Origin of the sequence: Sagittula sp. NFXS13, from assembly GCF_040148795.1 — a bacterium.
In the GTDB taxonomy this organism is placed as follows: domain Bacteria; phylum Pseudomonadota; class Alphaproteobacteria; order Rhodobacterales; family Rhodobacteraceae; genus Sagittula; species Sagittula marina.
In genome coordinates, this window is sequence record NZ_JAGEMH010000018.1 from 23845 (window position 1) to 41378 (window position 17534).

The following is a 17534-nucleotide window of genomic DNA, read 5'->3' on the forward strand; positions in this document are numbered from 1 at the left end:
GCATCAGGCAGAGGAAAAGCAGGTCCAGCGGGCGACAGGCGCCCACCGGTGTCACCAGACGTTCGGTCCCTTGTCGGCAAAGGAATGAACGAGGAAGTCGATAAAGGCGCGGACCTTGGGCTGCGTAAAGCGGCCCGGCGGGTAGACGGCATAGACGCCTTGGGTTTCCACTGGCAGATCGGGAATCGCATCCTCGACCAGCCCGGCCTCCATGGCCTCATGGTACAGATATGACGGCAGATACGCGATGCCGAGCCCGCCGACGCAGGCATTCAGCAACGATTGACCATCGTTCACCGTCAGCCAGCCAGCAGTACGCACTTGTCGCTTCTCGCCCGACGGGGCGGTCAGCTTCCACATGCTGCCGGAGGACTGATTGGAATAATGCAGCAGCTTGTGCTCGTTCAGATCGTCGATCCGCTGAGGCCGTCCGTATTTCTCGAAATAGGCCGGGGCCGCGATCATGCGTTTGCAGGTCTCGGTCAACTTTCGCGCTTTCAGTGTGCTGTCTTCCAGCTCACCGATGCGGATCGCCATGTCGAACCCTTCGGAAATCAGCTCAACGTAGCGGTTGTTCAGCACCATGTTGACGGTGATGTCGGGAAATTCCGCGAGGAAATCGCCCAGCACCGGCGACAGGTGGTTCACCCCGAAATCCGTCGCCACCGAGATCCGCAGCAGGCCGGACGGCGCGCTTTGCATCGAGGTCACAAGCGCATCCGCTTCGCCTGCGTCGTTCAACACACGCCGGGCGCGGTCGTAGTACGCCAGCCCGATCTCCGTCGGCGAAACCCGCCGCGTCGTCCTGTTCAGCAGGCGTGCGCCCAGCCGCGCTTCCAGGCTGGATACATGCTTGGAAACGGCCGATTTGGAAATCCCCATCTTCTTGGCGGCATCAGTGAAGCCGCCCTGGTCTACCACGGTGGCAAAAGCCTCCATTTCGGTAAGACGATCCATTTCCGTCTCCTCGTCGTTCCTGCGTTGGATACAAGGAATGCCGGTGAATCGCGGCTGAACTTGGGCAGGGGAGAGACAATATCGCGGTTATTGCCCTCACCGTGCCGCGTCCGGAAACGGGAAAATGCAAAGCAAACCCCCGCCACAGCAGGACTGGGCGGGGGCAAAGCAATGATCCGAATGATCAAAGGGCTGGTTTAGGCAGCCTTTTGATTGTGACGGCCTTCTTCCACTTCCTCAACGATCTTGGACACAAAGGCTTTCAGATCGTCAGGATTGCGCGAGGTGACGATGCCGCTGTCTGCAACAACGGGCTCATCCATCACACGGGCGCCTGCGTTTTTCAGATCGGTGCGGATCGACGGATAGCCGGTGACTTCGCGGCCCGCGACGATGTCCGCTTCGATCAGCAACCACGGTGCGTGGCATACTGCAGCGACAACCTTGCCTTGGCGCGCAAAGCTGCGGACCAGTTCCACCGACGCCGCATCTACGCGCAGCAGGTCTGGGTTGATCTGGCCGCCCGGCAGCACGATCGCATCGTACTTGGTGGCGTCGACGTCAGCGATCTTCAGGTCCGCCTCGGCCTCGCGGCCCCAGTCAGAGCCTTCCCAGCCCTTGATTGCCTTCCCGTCAAGGGTGGCAACATGCACCTCTGCACCTTTGGCACGCAACTGGTCGCGCGGGAATTCGAGTTCGGATTGCTCAAAACCGTGGGTGGCGATGATCAGAATTTTCGCGTCTGTAATCTTGGTCATGTGTCTCTCCTATCTCGTCGTTCGGAACACAAAACCCTGTGTTCCTCTTTCATACCCACAACAGGAGAGACGCGGATTTGGTTCCATGATCGGCGGCGGCTTTACGCAAGGCAAACGATCGACAAGATAATGCAGCCCCCGTCCCTACAGCGTCGCCGCCAGCCGCACGCCCTGGTCAATCGCGCGCTTGGCATCCAGCTCTGCGGCCACATCCGCGCCCCCGATCACGTGACACGACACGCCCGCAGCCTCCAGATCATTCGCCAGAGACCGCTCACTCACCTGCCCTGCACACAGCACAACTGTATCGCAGGCGATCACCTCGGGCCGTTCGCGCGCTTCTCCGAAAGAGATATGCAGTCCCTCGTCGTCGATGCGCTCGTAATTCACGCCCGCTTTCATCTGCACCCCCTTCATCTGCAGCCCGGCACGGTGAATCCAGCCGGTCGTCTTGCCCAGACGCTTGCCGGGCTTCTCCGCCTTGCGCTGCAATAGCGTCACCTCCCGCAAAGGTGCGGCAGGCTGCGGCCCCTCCGCCGACAAGCCAGACCGTTGATCCGCCGGGTCTGTCACGCCCCATTCACGCATCCACTCCGGCAGGCTCTCCGTCGGGCTGTCCCCGGTCACGAGATATTCGGACACGTCAAACCCGATGCCCCCTGCCCCGATCACAGCCACTCGACCGCCCGCCTCGACCTTGCCGCGCAGCACGTCGATGTAGCCGGTGACCTTTGGGTGCTCCTGCCCAGCGATCTCCGGATCCCGAGGCGACACCCCTGTGGCGACGATCACCGTGTCGAACGCACTCAGCGCGTCGGCGTCAACGTGCTGCCCCAATCGCAGCTCGACGCCAGCCTCGTCCAGGGCCGCGCCAAACCACTCCACCAACCCGTGAAATTCTTCCTTGCCAGGAACCTGCTTTGCCATGTTCAACTGGCCGCCGATCTGATCGTGCGCGTCGAACAACACCACCCGATGCCCACGCTCCGCAGCCGTTATGGCCGAGGCCATGCCCGCCGGACCCGCTCCCACAACCGCCACGGACTTCGCCACCTCTGCCGGAGTGATCACCAGCTCTGTCTCGAACCCCGCCTTTGGGTTCACCAGACAGGACGACACCTTGCCGGAAAACGTGTGATCCAGACAGGCCTGGTTGCAGGCGATGCAGGGCGCGATCAGGTCGGCGCGGCCTTGGGCGGCCTTGTTCACGAAATCCGGATCCGCAAGGAAAGGCCGCGCCATTGACACCATATCGGCGCAACCGTCCGCCAGTATCCCCTCCGCCACGTCCGGCGTATTGATCCGATTTGACGTGATCAGCGGCACCGACACCTTGCCCATCAGCTTTTGGGTCACCCAGGCAAAGGCCGCGCGCGGCACAGATGTGGCGATGGTGGGGACCCGCGCTTCGTGCCAGCCGATGCCGGTGTTGATGATCGTCGCCCCGGCAGCCTCCACCGCTTGCGCCAGCATCACCACCTCCTCATGGGTGGACCCGTTCGGGATCAGGTCGATCATCGACAGCCGGAAAATCACGATGAAGTCCTCGCCCACCGCAGCGCGCACACGCTTGACCACCTCCACCGGCAGGCGCATCCGGTTCTCATATGCCCCACCCCAGCGGTCCGTGCGCTTGTTGGTGTGGGACACAAGAAACTGGTTCAGGAAATATCCTTCGGAGCCCATGATCTCCACGCCGTCGTATCCCGCTTCGCGCGCACGGGCGGCAGAGGTGGCCATATCGGCGATCTGCTTCTCGATCCCGCCTTCGTCCAGCGCCTTCGGCGGAAATGGTGAAATCGGTGATTTGATCGCACTGGGCGCGACGCACTCAGGCCCGTAGGCATACCGACCGGCGTGCAGGATTTGCATGGCGATCTTGCCGCCTGCTGCGTGCACGCGGTCCGTCACGATCCGGTGGTTGGAGATATCCTGTTGGGAAAACAAGCCGGCAGCGCCGGGAAACACCCCACCTTCGACATTGGGAGCCATGCCACCTGTCACCATAAGACCGACACCGCCCCGCGCCCGCGTCGCGTAAAACTCCGCCACCCGGTTCCAATCGCCGCGTTCTTCAAGGTTGGTGTGCATCGACCCCATCAACACGCGATTTTTCAGCGTGGTGAACCCAAGGTCGAGCGGACGCAGCAAATGCGGATACGTGGTCATGGTGAAACCTCCCTGTCTCAGGGCACAGCACACACCATCACTTTGACCTTGTCACCCTTCTACGTCACGTCAGATCGGCACAGGTCATCCGCAAGCCCCATCGGGACGGTGGGCGGGGCGCCTTTGCGCCTGCGCAAATAGCGTCCGACCCCCGTCCTGAACCTTGGATCACCGACCGGACGGGTGCCCTCGTTGGCCGCCTCGACGCCCAACGCCGCATGCCCGCAGGGATCGTAGCGCCCCACGAGGCGCCCGTATCAACACCGTCATTCAGCGGCGGACCGCCTCGGCAACACCCACCCGGGCCTCGGATAATGGCAGGTATACCCGGTCGGAAGCCTTTGCAGGTAATCCTGGTGCTCCGGCTCAGCCGCCCAGAAATCACCCACCGGCTCCACCTCGGTCACCACCTTGCCGGGCCACAGGCCAGATGCGTCCACATCGGCAATGGTGTCCAACGCAACGTCCCTTTGCGCCTCATCCACATAATAGATGGCGGAACGATAGCTCATGCCCACGTCATTTCCCTGCCGGTTGGGCGTTGACGGATCGTGGATCTGAAAGAAGAACTCCAGCAGCTGCCGATAACTTGTCTTCTCCGGATCAAAGATGATTTCGATCCCTTCAGCATGGGTTCCATGGTTGCGATAAGTCGCGTTGGGCACATCACCGCCAGTGTACCCGACGACGGTCTTTTCGACGCCGGGCAGCTTGCGGATCAGATCCTGCATGCCCCAGAAACAACCGCCCGCCAGAACAGCACGTTCGCTCATCACACGTCCTCCACTTGATCGATATATGAGCCATAGCCTTCGGCTTCCATGTCTTCCTTCGCGATGAACCGCAACGCCGCCGAGTTGATGCAATACCGCAATCCGCCGCGCTCCCGTGGTCCGTCCGGAAACACATGGCCCAGATGGCTGTCTCCGTGCCGCGAGCGCACTTCGGTGCGCACCATGCCCATCGCGGTGTCGCGCAGCTCGACGATGTTGTCCGGCTCGATGGGTTTCACAAAGCTCGGCCAGCCACAGCCGGATTCGTACTTTGCGGCGCTGGCGAAAAGCGGCTCGCCGGAGACGATGTCGACATAAATCCCGGTCGCCTTGTTTCCAAGGTATTCCCCGGTGCCCGGACGCTCCGTGCCGCCTTGCTGGGTGACGCGGTACTGCTCCGGGGTTAACCGTTCGATAACCTCCGGCCGTCGTTCATAATTTGCCATTGTGTACCTCCATTCGGCTGTCTTGCGTTAAATGGGGTCTGTTGCCGTAAAGCAAAGGGGTGGCGAAACATTGCACACAGCTTCGTGGGGGAGGGTTGCGAGAAAGGTCACGGCCTGCCATGTAACAGGCGGGTGACGACAGCTTTCTCCCAAGACCGCAAGAGTCGCCTCGGGCGCGGAGATGGCAGCTCTGCGCCCGTCACACCCACCCCATGACACCGCAGTTTGCATGCACCATCACGGGGCAACCGAAAACGGTTACCTATTACCTTGGCCATAGAGTGATTTTTGTGTTGGCAGCACGTCCCCCACTCGGCCTGACGACTTCAACATGCTTTTTTATCGCATGCAAGAGTCGGATTGACTTGGCGTCCATCGAACCGACAGTCTTCTTGTGAATGTGGCCTCTGCGCCGCGCTCAATCCACAGGTTGTGTCACGGCCCACCGCGCTGCGTCGCGCACCGTCGCGTCATCATCCTCGCACAACGGCCGCGCAGCCTCCCGCAGACGCGCCTCACCTGCATTGCCGATTGCGTAAAGCACGTTGCGCACCATGCGATCCCGGCCAATCCGCTTGATCGGAGACCCGGAAAACCGCGCCCGGAATGCTGCGTCGTCCAGCCTCACCAAGTCCGTCAAAGCAGGCGCCCCCACCTTGTGTTCATACTTCACCTCAGAGGCCGCCTGAGCGAACTTGTTCCATGGACAGACCGCCAGACAGTCGTCGCACCCGTAAATCCGGTTGCCCAGTCCAGGGCGCAGGGCTTCGTCCACCGGACCGCTGTGTTCGATTGTCAGGTAGGAAATGCACCGCCGCGCGTCCAATTGATAGGGCGCGGGAAACGCCGCCGTCGGGCAGACATCCAGACACTTGCGGCACGATCCGCAGTGATCGACCTCCGCGCCGTCCACCTCCAGATCCAAGGTGGTAAAGATGCAGCCGAGAAAGAACCAGGACCCCAAACGGCGGCTGACAAGGTTGGTGTGCTTGCCCTGCCACCCCAACCCGGCCGCCTGCCCCAGCGGCTTTTCCATCACCGGGGCGGTATCAACGAACACCTTGATTTCAGGCGAGGTTCCAGCCGCATCAATCAACCAGCGCCCCAAACGTTTGAGCCGCTTCTTGACCACGTCGTGATAATCGCGCCCTTGGGCATAAACGCTGACCGCGCCACGGTCCAGTTCTGACAAGACGGCCAGAGGGTCGCTCTCCGGGCCATAATTCTCTGCCAGCATGATCACGGACCGCGCCTCCGGCCAAAGCGCCGCGGGATCGCCACGCCAGTTCATGCGCTCCGCCATCCAGTTCATCTGCCCATGCCGACCCTCGGCGACAAAGGCCTGCAAGCGCGCCATGACCTCTGGCACATCCGTCGGCCGGCAGATGCGGCACTCAGAGAACCCGACCGCGCCCGCCTCCGTTTTCAGCGCTGTGGTCAGATCGGTCACGCGGTCACCCTGCTTCTTGGCTTTTCAAATACTCCGGGGGGTGTCCCAATGGGACGGGGCAGCGCCCCCTGCCCCGAAAGGCGGGCTCAGAAATCCAAGTCGGCATAATGCGCGGGCGGCGGGAAACCCGGCACCTGATCCGCAAGGATCGACCGGAAAGCCGGGCGCGATTTGATCTTTGCGTACCAATCCTTGACCGCCTCGCTGCGGTTCCAGTCCACATCCGAGATATAGTCCAGAGACGACAGATGCGCGGCAGCTGCAAAATCCGCCAACGTCATGGAATCGCCCGCCAACCAACGGCGGTGCTCCAGCAACCAAGCGAGGTAATCGAGATGGTATTTGATCGCCTTCGCGCCGGACTTCACGTTCCCCGAGTCCGGAAAACCGGCCTTCATCACCTTCTTGTTCACCCGTTCGTACAACAGCTTGGACGTGACTTCGTTGTGAAACTTGTCGTCAAACCACCCCACCAGACGCCGCACCTCATAGCGGGCATCCGGTGACCGTGGCATCAGCGACGGGTCCGAGTATTTTTCCTCGATCCACTCACAAATGGCAGATGATTCGGCCATCGTCTTACCGTCCATGCGCAGGATCGGCACCTTGGCCGCCGGATTGCGTCGCAGGAAATCGGGGTCCTTCTCCCAGTAGCGCTCCTCCACCAATTCGCATTCGATCTTTTTCTCGGCGAGGCTCAGCCGCACCTTGCGGCAGAACGGAGAAAGGGGAACGTGATACAGCTTGGCCATGATAATCCTGCGTTTCGGGAATGCCTTCTAATAGAGTCCATCGCCACCCGGTTTCAAGCGCCCGCCGCAGGTTGCGCCCCTCTGCGGACCACATGCCGGCTGCCTCCCGCCGATTTCAGCCGGCCTGACCGCCCTCAAAGCACGCCGCCCGGCCATCCGCCGCGATGGTCGCCGCCCCATCCATGATCGCCTGAGCGCGCCGGCTCACGGCCTTCGAAGGACGGCCAGCATCCCGCGTTCTGGGGCTGGGCAACACAGCCGCCAGCAAAGCCGCCTGTCGCGCGGTCAAAGCCTCCGGCCCGACGCCGAAATAATGCCAGGAGGCCGCCTCCACCCCGAACACGCCCTCACCGAACTCCGCCACGTTCAGATAGACCTCGAGAATGCGTCGCTTGGACCAGATGCCTTCGACCAAGGGCGTCAGCCCGGCCTCCAACCCCTTGCGCAGCCAGGACCGCTCCTGCCAGAGATAGACGTTCTTCACCACCTGCTGGCTAAGGGTGGAGCCGCCGCGCTGCGCCCCTTCCGCAATGGCGGCGCGGATCGCCGTCATGTCGAATCCCCAGTGTTCGCAGAAATTGGCATCCTCCGCCGCCACGACCGAACGGCCCATCACCGGGGCCACATCCTCGAATCGGACCCAGGACCGGTCCACAGAGCCAAGGCGCTGCTTCTCGCTCCAGATCGTGTGCGTGGTGGGCGGGTTCAGCACGGTAAACGCCGCCACCGCCAGAACGACAAAGGCTGCCATCCCCAAAGCTCCTATATACACAAGGCGTTTCAGCCGCCGCCTCAAAGGCAGCTTCGTCTTGTCCTGCTTGCGCGCCTTGCTTTTGGGCGTCGATTTTGTCCGTTTGGTAGCCATGTCCCCTGTCTACACACCCGTGCCAAAGGGGCTAGCAGAAAAACGAGACGGCACCGCAGCGGTCGCCGCCTGACGTCACCCGGATATCAACGGCCTTCGCCGGTCATCCCGAATCTGTACCACGCAAAACCCGAATAATGTCCTTACGGACACGGAATTAGACATCAGCCCGCGTCATGTGCGGCGGACAAAAAAATATCGGCCCGGCCCAACATCAGGCAAACCACCACAAGGCCCCACCTCGGAAACCAAAAACGCCCCGAGGTCTCCCCCGGGGCGCATGATTTCAAAGCGAGGCCAGGTTACTCCGCCGGCACCGCCACGGCGTCTTCGATGCCCAGCGGATGCGGGATCTTGTTCAGCATCTCTTTCGGGCAGACCTGAATGAAGTTGCCCTTCTCCAGATCCCAATGCTGCAGGATCTCTGCGGCCTTTTGAGAGCGCGTTTCCTCCGCATGGCGTTGGATCAGGCCCAACAGCTGATCTTCCCACGCAGACACGGTCACCTTGCAGGTCACGAGGCTTTCCATGTTCATCAACGCGTCGGCCTTGCCTTCGGGATCGTACAGATACGCCATGCCGCCGGTCATCCCCGCGCCAAAGTTCGCACCGATCTCCCCAAGGATCACCGCCACGCCCCCGGTCATGTATTCACACCCATTGGAACCGCAGCCCTCGACCACAACCTTCGCACCGGAGTTGCGGACCGCGAAGCGTTCCCCCGCCTTGCCTGCCGCGAACAGATAGCCGTCGGTCGCACCGTAAAGGACAGTGTTGCCGATGATCGTGTTCTCCGACGCCTTGAGCGGCGACACCAGCGGCGGGCGCACAACGATCGTGCCCCCCGACAGGCCCTTGCCCACGTAGTCGTTGGCGTCGCCCGACACTTCGAGCTTCAGCCCCGGCGCGGCAAAGGCGCCCAGCGACTGCCCGGCAGAGCCGGTCAGCTTGATGTGCAGGTGATCGGGCTGCAACGCGTTGCGCATCCCGAACTTCGACTCGATGTGGCTCGACACCCGCGTGCCCACCGTCCGGTGCGTGTTCATCACGGCATAGGATAGCTGCATCTTTTCGCCATCCTGCAAGAAGCGTGCGGCGTCGCGCACGATTTCCGCATCCAGCGTATCAGGCACCGGGTTGCGCGGCTTGTCGCGGTTGTAGACGTTCTTGTCGGACCCATCGACGCGGATCAGCAGCGGGTTCAGGTCCAGATCGTCAAGATGCTCTGCACCGCGCGACACCTGCGTCAGCAGGTCCGCACGACCGATCACCTCGTCCAGCGACCGCGCACCGATCTCGGCCAGGATTTCGCGCACTTCGGTCGCATAGAAGGAGATCAGGTTGACCACCTTGTCCGCGTTGCCGGTGAACTTGTCCCGCAGGGCTTCGTCCTGAGTACACACGCCCACCGGGCAGGTGTTGGACTGGCACTGGCGCACCATGATGCAGCCCATGGCGATCAGCGCCGCGGTGCCGATGCCGAACTCTTCGGCCCCCATCATGGCCGCCATGACGATGTCACGACCGGTGCGCAAACCACCGTCCGTGCGCAGCGTCACGCGCGAGCGCAGGTTGTTCATCGACAGCACCTGATGCGCCTCCGACAGCCCCATCTCCCACGGCAGACCGCAATGCTTGATCGAGGTCGCAGGCGATGCGCCCGTGCCGCCGTTGTGGCCCGAAATCAGGATGACGTCGGCCTTCGCCTTTGCCACGCCTGCCGCGATTGTGCCCACGCCGGAGGACGCCACCAGCTTCACCGTCACCTTGCAGCGCGGGTTGATCTGCTTGAGGTCGTAGATCAGCTGCGCGAGATCCTCGATCGAGTAGATGTCGTGGTGCGGCGGTGGCGAGATCAGGGTCACGCCCTTGGTCGAATGCCGCAGACGCGCAATCAGGTCGGTGACCTTCATGCCCGGAAGCTGACCGCCCTCGCCGGGCTTGGCCCCCTGCGCGACCTTGATTTCCAGCTCTTCGCAGTGGTTCAGGTACTCGGCGGTCACACCGAAACGGCCCGACGCCACCTGCTTGATCTTCGCGGACGGGTTGTCGCCGTTGGGCTCCGGCACGAAGTGCGCCGGATCTTCGCCGCCTTCACCGGAATCCGACTTTGCGCCGATCCGGTTCATCGCGATGTTCAACGTCTTGTGCGCCTCCGGCGACAGCGCGCCCAGCGACATGCCCGGCGTCACGAACCGCTTGCGGATCGAGGTGATCGATTCGACTTCTTCAAGCGGGACGGAGGCGCCCAGCGGCTTCACCGCCAGCAGATCACGCAGATGGATCGGCGGGTTCGCCTGCATCGCGTTGGAATACTGCTTCCAAAGCTCGTAGGACGCTCGATCACAGGCGGCCTGCATCAGGTGCATGGTCTGCGCACCCCACGCATGGGTCTCGCCCGATTTGCGCGCTTTGTAGAAGCCACCAATGGGCAGCACGTCGCGCCCGTTCTTGAAGCCCAGCGCATGGACCTGCTCGGCCTTGTGCTGGATGCCGTTCACACCGATCCCCGAGATACGGGAAATCATGCCGGGGAAGTACTCGGCACACATGGCGCGGGACAGGCCCACCGCCTCGAAGTTCAGGCCGCCGCGATAGGACGACACGACCGAGATACCCATCTTGGACATGATCTTCAGCAGACCTTGGTCGATGGCTTCGCGGTATTTCGCCACGGCTTCGGTCAGCGTCATGTCGAGCAGACCGCGCTTGATACGGTCGGCAAGGCTGTCTTCGGCCAGATAGGGGTTCACGATGGTCGCACCGGCGCCGATCAGCACCGCAAAGTAATGCGGGTCAATGCATTCCGCCGACCGCACGGTGATCGAGCAGAAGGTCCGCAAGCCCTTGCGCGTCAGGTGGCTGTGCACCGCGCTGGTGGCCAGGATCATCGGCATCGCAACGCGATCCTCCGAGGTGCCTTCATCCGTCAGGATCAAATGCCCCGCGCCGGAAGACACAGCCTCTTCGGCCTCTGCCCGGATGCGGGCGAGGTTGTCACGCAGCTCGTTTTTGCCAGCCCCGAACGTGCAGTCGATGGTCGTCGAGGTCGCGTTGAAGTTCTCCTTCAGCGCGTCGAACTGCGCATTGGCCACAAAGGGCGTGTCCAGCACGAGGATCTCTGTCTGCGACGAGGATTCGTCCAGCACGTTCTTGAGGTTACCAAACCGCGTCTTCAGCGACATCACGCGGAATTCGCGCAGGCTGTCGATCGGCGGGTTGGTCACCTGGGAGAAGTTCTGGCGGAAGAAATGCGACAGCGGACGGTACTTCTTGGACAGCACGGCAGAGGGCGTATCGTCGCCCATCGAGGCCAGCTGCTCCTTGCCGTCCTCGGCCATCGGCGCAAGGATCTGTTCCAACTCCTCGATGGTGTAGCCGGCTGCAATCTGACGCCGGCGCAGCTCTGCGCCCTCGAACAGCGGCTTTTCGGTGACCTCGGCCAGAGGCCCGTCCAGCTCGTTGATCTTGCCAACCCAGTCGCCAAACGGCTGCGATGCGGCCAGCACGTCCTTGATCTCGGTGTCGTGGAACAGCTTGCCCTCGGCCATGTCGACCGCGATCATCTGGCCCGGGCCAAGCGCGCCTTTTTCGCGCACGGTCGCCTCGTCCACCGGCACCATGCCAGCCTCGGACCCGGCAATCAGCATGCCGTCGCCGGTCACGACATACCGCATCGGACGCAGGCCGTTACGGTCCAGACCGCCACAGACCCAGCGACCATCGGTCATCGCCAGCGCGGCAGGGCCGTCCCACGGCTCCATCACCGAGTTGCAGTAGGAATACATGTCGCGCCACGCCTCGGGCAGCTCGACCGCCTGCTTGGACCAGCTTTCGGGGATCAGCATGGTCTTGGCCATCGGGGCGTTGCGGCCCGCGCGCACCAGAACCTCGAACACGCCATCCAGCGCCGCCGAATCAGACGCGCCATTTGCGATGATCGGCTTGATGTCTTCCGCCAGATCGCCAAACGCCGACGACGCCATGCGGATCTCGTGCGACTTCATCCAGTTGACGTTGCCCTTCAGCGTGTTGATCTCGCCGTTGTGCGCCAACATGCGGAACGGCTGCGCCAGCCACCACTGCGGGAAGGTGTTGGTGGAATAACGCTGGTGATAGATCGCAAAGGCGCTCTCGAACCGCTCATCCTGAAGGTCGGGGTAGAACTCCGCCACCTGTTCCGCCAACATCATGCCCTTGTAGATGATCGACCGGCAGGACAGCGAGGCGATGTACAACCCGCCGTTGCCCGCAACGCCAGCCGCCGCAGCCGCCTTTTCGATGCGACGACGGATGACATAGAGCTCACGCTCGAACTGTTCCTCATCCACGCCGCGTGCGTTGGAAATCAGGATCTGCTCGATCTCGGGGCGCGTGGCGTTCGCCTTCTCGCCAAGGCAGCCGACGTTCACCGGGACGTGGCGCCAGCCGTAGATGGAATGGCCCATGCGCAGCACTTCGGTCTCGACGATGGTCCGGCAGGCTTCCTGCGCGCCGAAGTCCGTGCGCGGCAAAAACACCTGACCCACGGCCATGCGCTGGTCCATGCGCGGCGTGTGGCCGGTGCGCTCCACCTGATCGTAGAAGAAGGGGGCCGGGATCTGAACGTGGATGCCTGCGCCGTCGCCGGTCATGCCATCCGCATCCACCGCGCCGCGGTGCCAGATTGCCTTCAGTGCGGAAATGCCCGCCTCCACAACCTTGCGCGACGGTTTGCCGTCAAGGCTCACCGCAAGGCCCACACCGCACGACGAATGCTCCTCGCTCTCGTGGTACATGCCGTTTTCCGACATCCACTTGCGCTTGGCTTCCTCGTTGCGCACCCATTCAGCGTCAAACTTGGTCATGGCTCACGCCCTCCATATAGGCCACGCCGGGTGGCCGTCTCATCCGTTCGGTCCCCCGCAGGCGACCAGATTACATCCCAAGATCCGGCCGCAACCTCGCCTTGGTTCAAATTCACTCAGGACGCGGGGCGAGCCCGCCATCCCCAATCCTCTAGCGCAGGGCGCTCATCATCATGCCACAGTCGTAGACAGGCGTGACCGAAGCAAAGCCCGGCTCGCCGGGATAGATAAACTCCTGTGGCGTGCGGTCGAACGACGACGACACGCCATCGAACACACTGGTGCCCCGACCGGCAAAGAACCGTTGGTGCGCCTCAGAGACATATTCCGAACCGGAATACGTCCCGATCTCGCTGCCATCGGCGCGCTGATAGGTCACCTCGAACACCGTGCGGTGCAGCAGCTCGCCGTCCAGCAGCACGTTGCGCTCGACGATACGATCCTCGCCGAACACACGCTCCACCGACCCATCCGCGCGACGCTGCTGAAAATCAAACGCGTCCTGCCCGGTTTCGATCAGGGCTGTCACGTCTGACGGATCCTTCACCGGCATCACCGTCACCGTTTCACGGCCCGATGCGATGTCGATGCTGGACAGCCACTGCGCCTGAGCGTCGATGCGGCTGACAAAGATCGGCCCTTGCTCCACGTAGACAGCGCGCCACTGGTCAGAGCCGCTGGCCGCACAGCGATAATGATGCTCGACGCGGCATTCCTTCATCTGCACCGTCAGAAAGGTCTCGCAGCCTGCGGGCGCCTGGAACACGTCTGCCGCCTGCGCGCACAAGGGCATCAGGGCCAACAGCCCCGCGATGCTCAAGTGACGCATTGCTTCAGACATATTTTACCTCTCCCACAGTTCAGGTCAGCCTTGCAGACCTTTAACCTTTACGACTTCCCACGTGAGCGGCCTTAACAACCGACCGGTTTGCCCCGCCTTTCCGGTCGGATTGCGCACCTTAAAGGCGAAGCATCCGACCGGAAAACAAGCTCAAGTTACTCCGCAGCAACCGATGCTTTGGCGTTGAAGTCTTCCAGAATGGCTTCGACACAGTCGCGGCCATCGCGGATTGCCCAGACGACAAGGCTCGCGCCACGCACGATATCACCGATGGCATAGACGCCATCCAGCGCGGTGCGTCCGGTGGTGAACTCCGCCTTCACGGTGCCCCAGCGGGTCACGTCCAGCCCGTCCACACCCCAGAGGGTCGGCAGCTCTTCCGGCTCAAACCCAAGCGCCTTCACAACCAGATCTGCAGGCTCGTCATAGTCGGACCCTTCGATCAGCTCGGGACGTTGACGGCCCGTGGCATCCGGCGCGCCAAGGCGCATTTTCTGCACCGTCACCGCACTGACAACATCACCGCCCTTGAAGCCCGCAGGCGCAGTCAGCCACTCGAACACGACGCCTTCTTCTTCGGCGTTCTGCACCTCGCGCTGCGAGCCGGGCATGTTCGTGCGGTCACGACGGTACAGGCATTTCACCGACGAAGCGCCCTGCCGGATCGCCGTCCGCACGCAGTCCATGGCCGTGTCGCCGCCACCGATGACGACCACATTCTTGCCCTTGGCGTTCAGCGTGCCGTCCTCGAAGTCCGCAACCGTGTCGCCAAAGTTCGCGGATTTGTTCGATGCGGTCAGGTAGTCCAGCGCCTTCACGATGCCCTTGGCGCCCGCACCGGGACCGCCGAGGTCACGCGATTTGTAGACGCCCGTGGCGATGATCACCGCATCATGTTGTGCGCGGATCTCGTCAAAGGACATGGTGTCGCCGACGTTGCAGTTCTGGACAAAGCGCACGCCGCCCTGCTCCAGCTGCTCGACCCGGCGCATGACCACTTCCTTTTCCAGCTTGAAGCCGGGGATGCCGTAGGTCAGCAAACCGCCCGCGCGGTCGTAGCGGTCGTAGACCGTGACCTGCACGCCAGCGCGGCGCAGCATGTCCGCCGCCGCCAATCCGCCGGGGCCTGCGCCAATGATGCCGACGCTTTCGGACCGCTCGTGAGAAGGAGACGCCGGCTTGACCCAGCCCTTTTCCCAGGCGGTGTCTGTGATGTACTTTTCAACGGAGCCGATGGTCACGGTGCCATGGCCGGACTTCTCGATCACGCAGTTGCCTTCGCACAGACGGTCCTGCGGGCAGATGCGGCCGCAGATCTCCGGAAAGGTGTTGGTGGCCTGGCTGACTTCATAGGCTTCCTGCAAACGGCCGGTTGCCGTCAGGTTCAGCCAATCAGGGATATTGTTGTGCAGGGGGCAATGGCTCTGGCAATAGGGCACGCCACACTGCGAACAGCGAGACGCTTGCTCGTGGGCCTTCGCCTCTGCATACTCCGCATAAATCTCGTCGAAATCCTTGTTGCGGACAGTAGCCTCCCGCTTTTCGGGCATTTCCCGCGCGGTGGTAACGAATTTCAACATCGGCTGCTTTGCCATGTGTCGCTGAACCTCTTCAAGGAGTAGACTTCAGGGGTGTTCGGCCTCTTTACCCGACGCCCTCAGCAAATAAAAGTCATAAGTGCTGACCTATTTGCGCTTTTCCACCTACTGCAGGCGGATATTTCAGGTGACCTCAAGAGTATTTGGGTCCGAACCGGCCATTTATTCCCGCTTTTCTTTCGGAAACAGGGTCTTATACCCAAGTCATACTATATTCAGGATAACGCCAATGCCTTTGTTCTACCTAATGATTCTTGCGCTGGTCCAAGGCGTTACGGAATTTCTTCCGATCTCGTCCTCCGGTCACCTTATTCTGCTGCCGAATCTCACGGGCATGGCAGATCAGGGACAAGCGATTGATGTCGCAGTGCATGTCGGCACTCTGGGGGCTGTGATCCTCTACTTCTGGCATGACGTTCGCGAGGCAGCGGTTGGAACGCCCCGCATGTTGACGGGTCGCACCGACACCCCAGGATCGCGGCTCGCCTTCCTCCTGCTGGTCGCCACCATCCCCGTGATCATCGCCGGACTGATCCTCAAGATCACGGGTCTGAACGACCTGATGCGGTCAACTGCGGTGATCGGCTGGACGATGCTGGTTTTCGGCATCCTACTCTACTGGGCGGACAAGACAGGCCCGGAAATCAAGGAAGATCACGATTGGAACCTGCCTGACGCCATAAAAATGGGCCTTTGGCAGGCCGTTGCCCTGATTCCAGGCACCTCGCGTTCAGGCATAACGATCACCGCCGCGCGCATGCTGGGCTATACCCGCCAGGACGGCGCAAAGCTCGCGATGCTCATGTCGATCCCGACGATCCTGGCTTCCGGTACGCTGCTTGGCCTCGAAGTGGCATCCGAAGCCAATGCCGCGCTCATGCGCGACGCAGCCATCGGCGCAGCCTTTGCCTTTGTCGCCGCCTTCGGTGCGCTTGCGCTCATGATGCGCCTGCTGAAATCTGTCAGCTTCACACCTTACGTCATTTACCGGGTAATCCTCGGCCTTATCCTGCTTGGCATTGCCTACACCGGCTGACGCAAGAGTTTGATGTCTGCCGGCTGATACTATCCCGGGAGCAACGCTCTCGGGGTGGCGCACAAATCAGCCTCGTCAGACCCGGTGATACGGTGCGCCGCCAAGGATCGACGCCGCACGATACAACTGTTCGGACAGCATCACGCGAACCAGCATGTGCGGCCAGACCATCGCACCGAAGCTCAGCGCGAAATCGGCCTCGGCGCGCAGGCCCGGATCTATCCCGTCCGCGCCGCCGATAACGATCGCCAGGTCGGAACAGCCAGTGTCCCGCCATTTTGCCAGTTGCCCGGCAAAATCAGGCGAACTCATGACACGCCCACGTTCATCCATGATGCAGATTTTTGCGCCGGACGGCAGCGCCTTGCGCAGCAAAGCGGCCTCTGCCGCCATGCCGCCGCCTTTGCGATCCTCGACCTGGTGCACGGTCACGGGGCCAAGCCCCATACCGCGCCCGGTCTTTTCAAAACGGTCGAGATAGTCGGATATGAGTTCGCGCTCCGGACCGGCCCGCAGCCGGCCCACAACGCACAGATGTACCCTCACGTGAGTGTCAGGCCGACGCCGCCGTGGGCGCCCACATCTTTTCAAGCTGGTAGAACTCGCGCACTTCCGGGCGGAACAGGTGCACGACAACATCGCCTGCATCCAACAGAACCCAGTCGCCGGTTTCCTTGCCTTCCATCTTGGTCAGCAAGCCGTAATCGGCTTTCAGCTTGTCCGAAAGGATCTCAGACATCGCAGCAACCTGACGCGACGAGCGACCGGACGCGATCACCATGAAGTCGCAGACAGACGTCTTGCCGCGCAGGTCGACCTGCACGACGTCTTCGGCCTTGTTGTCATCAAGGATGGACAAAACCACGTCGCGCAATTGCTCGCTCGACGGGGTGGAATGGGTCGTGGCCGTCATGGGTTGACCCGGTGCTGCGGTATGACCCGCAAATTGCATGGCAGACAGGACATAGTCCTCCTTTGCATCGAACGCCGCACATCCCCGGCGCTGGGATAGACTTAAGATAACACCGGGTGTGTTAAATCT

Annotated in this window: 14 protein-coding genes; 1 reads left to right on the plus strand and 13 read right to left on the minus strand. The window is 62.0% G+C overall.

Going from position 1 to position 17534, the window contains the following annotated elements; genetic code table 11:
* Window positions 1-51 precede the first annotated feature (51 nt).
* The 11 genes from J4E08_RS21265 to J4E08_RS21315 form a co-directional block, all read right to left on the minus strand.
* The gene (locus J4E08_RS21265; protein ID WP_349540197.1) at window positions 52-957 is read right to left on the minus strand and encodes a LysR family transcriptional regulator; all 906 of its coding nucleotides are present in this window, start codon (window positions 955-957) and stop codon (window positions 52-54) included.
* 197 nt (window positions 958-1154) lie between these two features.
* Window positions 1155-1715 (minus strand): type 1 glutamine amidotransferase domain-containing protein, encoded by a 561-nt coding sequence (locus tag J4E08_RS21270; protein ID WP_183967604.1) that lies wholly within the window; start codon window positions 1713-1715, stop codon window positions 1155-1157.
* Window positions 1716-1859: 144 nt separating this feature from the next.
* Entirely contained in the window at window positions 1860-3884 is a 2025-nt protein-coding gene (locus tag J4E08_RS21275; protein ID WP_349540198.1) for an oxidoreductase, read from the minus strand.
* 266 nt (window positions 3885-4150) lie between these two features.
* Window positions 4151-4657 carry a peptide-methionine (S)-S-oxide reductase MsrA gene (msrA, locus tag J4E08_RS21280; RefSeq protein ID WP_349540199.1) on the minus strand — a complete coding sequence of 169 codons (507 nt, stop codon included), beginning with the start codon at window positions 4655-4657 and terminating at the stop codon, window positions 4151-4153.
* Window positions 4657-5103, minus strand: coding sequence for a peptide-methionine (R)-S-oxide reductase MsrB (msrB, locus tag J4E08_RS21285; RefSeq protein ID WP_349540200.1), 447 nt, complete (start codon window positions 5101-5103; stop codon window positions 4657-4659). Before msrB ends, msrA begins: the two co-directional genes overlap by 1 nt.
* Before the next feature lie 418 nt (window positions 5104-5521).
* Entirely contained in the window at window positions 5522-6544 is a 1023-nt protein-coding gene (gene queG / locus J4E08_RS21290; RefSeq protein WP_502949307.1) for a tRNA epoxyqueuosine(34) reductase QueG, read from the minus strand.
* A 95-nt stretch (window positions 6545-6639) separates the two neighbouring features.
* Entirely contained in the window at window positions 6640-7305 is a 666-nt protein-coding gene (fzlA, locus tag J4E08_RS21295) for an FtsZ-binding protein FzlA (RefSeq protein ID WP_183967597.1), read from the minus strand.
* 115 nt (window positions 7306-7420) lie between these two features.
* The gene (gene mtgA, locus J4E08_RS21300; RefSeq protein ID WP_349540202.1) at window positions 7421-8056 is read right to left on the minus strand and encodes a monofunctional biosynthetic peptidoglycan transglycosylase; all 636 of its coding nucleotides are present in this window, start codon (window positions 8054-8056) and stop codon (window positions 7421-7423) included.
* 416 nt (window positions 8057-8472) lie between these two features.
* Window positions 8473-13017 (minus strand): glutamate synthase large subunit, encoded by a 4545-nt coding sequence (gene gltB / locus J4E08_RS21305; RefSeq protein WP_349540203.1) that lies wholly within the window; start codon window positions 13015-13017, stop codon window positions 8473-8475.
* A 151-nt stretch (window positions 13018-13168) separates the two neighbouring features.
* Complete coding sequence (locus J4E08_RS21310; protein ID WP_349540204.1) at window positions 13169-13858, minus strand: hypothetical protein; 690 nt, start codon at window positions 13856-13858, stop codon at window positions 13169-13171.
* A gap of 155 nt (window positions 13859-14013) precedes the next feature.
* Window positions 14014-15453, minus strand: a complete 1440-nt coding sequence (locus J4E08_RS21315) for an NAD(P)-dependent oxidoreductase (protein WP_349540205.1) — start codon at window positions 15451-15453, stop codon at window positions 14014-14016.
* Window positions 15454-15685: 232 nt separating this feature from the next.
* Here J4E08_RS21315 and J4E08_RS21320 point away from each other — a divergent pair, with 232 nt between their 5' ends.
* A complete protein-coding gene (locus J4E08_RS21320) occupies window positions 15686-16492 on the plus strand; it encodes an undecaprenyl-diphosphate phosphatase (protein WP_349540206.1) in 807 nt (268 codons plus the stop codon).
* Window positions 16493-16567: 75 nt separating this feature from the next.
* On the opposite strand, the gene rlmH is transcribed toward J4E08_RS21320, so the two are convergent.
* Both rlmH and rsfS read right to left on the minus strand, forming a co-directional pair.
* The gene (gene rlmH / locus J4E08_RS21325; RefSeq protein WP_349540207.1) at window positions 16568-17038 is read right to left on the minus strand and encodes a 23S rRNA (pseudouridine(1915)-N(3))-methyltransferase RlmH; all 471 of its coding nucleotides are present in this window, start codon (window positions 17036-17038) and stop codon (window positions 16568-16570) included.
* A gap of 7 nt (window positions 17039-17045) precedes the next feature.
* Window positions 17046-17405 carry a ribosome silencing factor gene (rsfS, locus tag J4E08_RS21330; RefSeq protein WP_183967585.1) on the minus strand — a complete coding sequence of 120 codons (360 nt, stop codon included), beginning with the start codon at window positions 17403-17405 and terminating at the stop codon, window positions 17046-17048.
* Between the last annotated feature and the right edge of the window lie 129 nt (window positions 17406-17534).